4 protein-coding genes are annotated in these 3,653 nt (G+C 66.4%); 3 read left to right on the forward strand and 1 reads right to left on the reverse strand.

All coding sequences use genetic code 11. The features are described from left to right. Positions 1-110: 110 nt before the first annotated feature. A complete protein-coding gene (locus HUU95_RS10845) occupies positions 111-971 on the forward strand; it encodes a Crp/Fnr family transcriptional regulator (RefSeq protein WP_217429819.1) in 861 nt (286 codons plus the stop codon). 211 nt (positions 972-1,182) lie between these two features. Here the strand turns inward: HUU95_RS10845 and HUU95_RS10850 are convergent, their stop codons facing one another. Then, positions 1,183-1,932: a Crp/Fnr family transcriptional regulator gene (locus tag HUU95_RS10850; protein ID WP_174280125.1), complete on the reverse strand. Its 750-nt coding sequence runs from the start codon at positions 1,930-1,932 to the stop codon at positions 1,183-1,185. A gap of 108 nt (positions 1,933-2,040) precedes the next feature. On the opposite strand from HUU95_RS10850, the gene HUU95_RS10855 reads away from it, so the two are divergent. Further along, positions 2,041-3,138 (forward strand): alpha/beta hydrolase, encoded by a 1,098-nt coding sequence (locus HUU95_RS10855; protein ID WP_254602750.1) that lies wholly within the window; start codon positions 2,041-2,043, stop codon positions 3,136-3,138. A gap of 17 nt (positions 3,139-3,155) precedes the next feature. After that, on the forward strand, positions 3,156-3,632 hold the full coding sequence (locus HUU95_RS10860; protein ID WP_254602751.1) for a DUF4142 domain-containing protein: 477 nt from the start codon (positions 3,156-3,158) through the stop codon (positions 3,630-3,632). Positions 3,633-3,653: the final 21 nt, after the last annotated feature.

The raw sequence follows: 3,653 nt of genomic DNA on the forward strand, positions 1-3,653 counted from the left end.
GTCGGTCGTGCTCCCGTTCGACGGCCGGGCCGCGCCGCCGCTTTGAGCGTCTGACTGCCTCGCGGACTGTTGGGTAGCACACAGAGAGTTTGCTGGCCGCTCGATCGGCCGTGACTATAATTCTGAAGATCGTTCGCCGGCATCCCGGGCGCGAACGACTGGAAGATGCGTTTTGCTTTCGCCCCAAGGTTCGAGGGGCGATCATGTCGCGGCCAGATGAGCGTTTCACCACCAACACCCTGCTCGGCGCGCTGACCGCCGACGATCTCGAACTGCTGAAGCCGCACCTGACGCGTGTGAAAATTGCACGCGAACAAATGATTGTATTTTCAAACGAGCCTATCGAGCACGTCTATTTTCCTGAAGGGGGCATCGTTTCGATTGTCTCCGTGATGGCGAACAGCGGGCGCACCGAAGCCGGCATCTTCGGTCGGGAGGGCGTGTCGGCGACATGCGTCCTGCTCGGTACCGACCGCTCGCCGCACGAGAGCTTCGTTCAGGTCGATGGCTCGACCGCCCTGCGCATCGATACGAACCAGTATCTCTCCGCGATAAGACAGAGCGAAAGCCTGCGCACGATGCTGCTCCGCTACGTCCAGACGGCACTTGTACAGTCGGCGCAGAGCACGGCGACCAACGCCAGCCATCGCGTGGAAGGCCGGCTCGCTCGCTGGCTGCTAATGTGCCACGATCGGGTCGACGGCGACGAGATCGCGCTGACGCACGAGTTCATGAGCATGATGATCTCGGCCGATCGCAGCGGCGTCACCGTCACCCTCCATATCCTGGAGGGTGCTGGCATGATTCACTCCAAGCGCGGGCGCGTCATCATTCGTGATCGCGAAAAGCTCGAAGAACTGGCGGGCGACAGCTATGGCGTGCCCGAAGCCGAGTATCGGCACCTCATCGGCCCGCTAGGTCGGGAGTCGGTGGTCCTGCCATTCGAGGGCAAGGAATCACACCCGCAGTAAGCCTTAAGGCCGCGAGTGTCACAACCGAACGGTTGTGACACCGGTCGCGGACCAGCTGACCAATGATGAACGAGCGGCGGGAGTTCGGGAGCGAAACAGCGTGCGTGAATGACCGGGTTTGGGTCGAATTGCCCCATCGCATACGTCAGACTTGGTCCAGCTGTTCGGCCCCGGCCGTGAACCGTTTGCATGCGACAGCTTCGAGAACGGCTCAGCTCGGAAGGGGCGTCATCAAGCGGCGGTACTCGGCTTCCGCCGGACCATAGGTGGCGCCTGCCAGCGCCATGAGGCCGGCGCGGTCCCGGATCAATAGCTTGCCACGCCCGCTTTTGATGCCGCCGGCGCCCTCCAGGCGGTGGAGTGCGTCGGTGATGCTGGCGCGGCGCGCACCCAACATGGCGCCCAGCTCGTCGTGCGTGATGACGACCTCGTCGCCGTCGATGCGATCGTGGTACATGAGGAGCCACCGCGCCGTTCGCTCCTCGACCGTTTGAACGAGGTTGGACGTCAGCGTGCCGGTCATCTGCGCGACGAAGGCGGAGACGTAGCGGGCGAGGAATGATCTCAGGGTTTCGCTCGAGTCCAGCGCGACCCGCAGGTCGGCGGCCTGCATCGCAAGCGCGGTCGCGTTTGGTCCGCGGGCGACCACGTCGTGGGGCCACCGGTCAAGATCGATGAGCAGCGGCCAGCCCGCGAAGCCCTCCCGTCCGAGCAGGCCGATGGCGACGCGGCGCCCGCCCTCGAGCACATTCAGGAAACCGGCGATCCCGCCTTCGAGGAAGCAGACGCGCTCGATCGGCGCTCCGTGCCGACCAAGCACGTCCCCGTTACAGACCGGCACTCTTCGCAGGTGTGGCCGCAGCAGGGCATAGTCGGCGGGCGTCATGAACCGCAGCAGCAGGTTACCTATGTCCGCCTGCGCAAGGCACTCCCTATCCCCAAGCTGTTCCGCCACCGCCATACCTGATCCTCCCCGCATCCCGTCGAACCCGTTGCGCACGCTACCGCACCGAAACCAATCGGAGGGCGGATCCGTTTGTGAACGCCGAATAAACGGGGAAGATCATACATGGCATCCACATTCAAAAGAACCGCCCGCCTGTTCGCCGCGACGGCGATGCTGGGTCTGTCCACGCTGACGGCGGCGCAGTCGACCAACTCGCCCAACGCCGCGCCACCGCCACCGCCGCCCGCAATGGCCACGCGGCCGCCCAGGGCCGCCGCCGACATGCAGGCGGTGTTGGACGCGCTGGCGGCGCTCGGCCCCAAGCCGATCGAGACGCTGACGCCGGTCAAGGCGCGCATCCAGCCCGCTTTTCCCGACGCGCTCAAGGCGGTGATGCGCCGGCAGGGTCAGTCCACCGCGCCCGACCCCGCCGTGGTGACGCAGGACCTGCCCTACGGGGCGGACCCGATGCAGTATGCCCGCGTCTACCGGCCGGCGGCGGGCGGCACCGGTCTGCCCGTGATCGTCTATTACCATGGCGGCGGCTGGGTGATCGCCGACGTGAACGCCTATGACGCCGTACCGCGGCTGATGAGCAAGCAGCTCAACGCGGTCGTAGTGTCGGTCGAGTACCGCCATGCGCCGGAGGCCAAGTTCCCGGCCCAGCACGAGGACGCGGTCGCCGCCTATCGCTGGACGCTGCAGAACGCAGCGACCTGGGGCGGCGATACGACCAAGGTGGCGCTGGCCGGCGAGAGTGCTGGCGGCAATCTCGCCGTCGCCACCGCGATCTACGCGCGCGACAACAACCTGCCCGCGCCGGTCCACGTCCTGGCGGTCTACCCGATCGCGAACAGCGCCACCGACCTGCCGTCCCGCATGGATTCGGCCAATGCCAAGCCACTCAATGCCGCCATGCTGAAGTGGTTCGGTTCTTTCTATACGAACAGCATGGCCGACATGCAGGATCCCCGGCTGAACCTGGTCGGTGCCAACCTGCGCGGCCTGCCGCCGACCACCATCGTCAACTCCCAGATCGATCCGTTGCGATCCGACGGCGAGACGCTCGCCGCCGCGATGCGATCGGCCGGCGATCGCGTGGAGCAGCGGACCTTCGCGGGCGTGACCCACGAGTCATTCGGCATGGGGAAGGTGGTGCGCGGCGCCTTCGACCAGGAGAACTACGCGATCGCGCGGCTCAAGACCGCCTTCGCCCGCTGAGCCCAGGAGAGACCGAGATGAACAAGACCCTTTTCGCCTTGTCCGCGCTGATCGCTGCGCCCGCCGCGGCGCAGGTCATGGCGCCGGCCGAATATGTGAAGACCGCTGGCGCGAGCGACCTGTACGAGCGCCAGTCGAGCCAGATCGTGCTCCAGTCGACGCAGGACCCCAAGGTCCGGCAGTTCGCGCAAGCGATGATCGCCGATCACGCCAGGAGCACGGCGCAGGTCAAGTCGGCCGCCGCCCGCTCGCGCGTGGCCACGCCACCGCCGGCGCTGATGCCTGTGCAGGCGGAGCTGATCGCGCAGTTGCGTGCCGAGAGTGGCCCGGCGCGCGACGCCACCTACGTCGCGCAGCAGAAGGCGTCGCACAACCAGGCGCTGAACGTGCAGAAAGCCTATGCGATGGACGGCACCGCCCCGGCGCTCAAGGCGGTGGCGACCGCGATCGTGCCGGTCGTCCAAGCCCATGTCGACATGCTCAAGTCCATGTAGCCGCAGTGGCGGGACGGCAAC

Source organism: Sphingomonas bacterium, from assembly GCF_903643065.1.
In the GTDB taxonomy this organism is placed as follows: domain Bacteria; phylum Pseudomonadota; class Alphaproteobacteria; order Sphingomonadales; family Sphingomonadaceae; genus Sphingomonas.